Raw genomic sequence first — 662 nt, forward strand, 5'->3', positions numbered from 1 at the left:
GCTCGCTGTTCGACACGCTGAAGGAAGGCCTCGCCGCGCCGCTGGCCGGCATGGGCATCTCGTTCTCGTCATCGCTGTTCGGTCTTGCCGGATCGCTGATCCTCGGCTTCCTCGACCTGCAATCCAGCCAGGCGCAGAACCGGTTCTATACGGACCTGGAAGACTGGCTCGCCTCCACCGTGAAGGAATATTCCGGCGAGACGGCGCCCGTTGCAGCAACCGGCCCCCCCGGAGAGCTGCAGGATGCCATCGAGCGCCTGCGTCGCTCCATCGAGGACGGCAACAACAACCGCGGCACGACGACCGCCATGGCCAATCTCGCCGATGCGATCCAGAGCCTCGTCGCGCATATGCGCAGCGAGCAGGAAATGATCCGCGAATGGGCCGACAGTCAGGGCGAGCAGAGCCGTGAGATCAAGAAGCTGCTGGAACACATCGCCCGTCAGCCTGAGAAGAACTAACCCATGGCATTGGCACGCAATCGCCGCGGATCTTCCGAATTCAACTACTGGCCGGGCTTCGTCGACGCACTGTCGACGCTGGTACTCGCCATCGTATTCCTATTGTCGATCTTCCTCGTCGTGCAGTTCTATCTGTCGCAAGAAGTCACGGGCAAGGACAAGGCGCTGGAGCAGCTTAATGCGCGGCTGGCGCAGCTCAAC

At 61.9% G+C, this 662-nt stretch carries 1 protein-coding gene and 1 pseudogene; both read left to right on the plus strand.

The genetic code is table 11. From position 1 onward, the window contains the following. Positions 1-461 (plus strand): hypothetical protein (locus tag AC1DU6_RS34310; protein WP_477862927.1); only part of this gene is annotated, 461 nt, incomplete at its 5' end. 3 nt (positions 462-464) lie between these two features. Further along, positions 465-662, plus strand: a pseudogene (locus AC1DU6_RS34315) (hypothetical protein); the annotation flags it as partial.

The sequence above is a fragment of the Roseateles sp. P5_B10 genome (assembly GCF_056400485.1).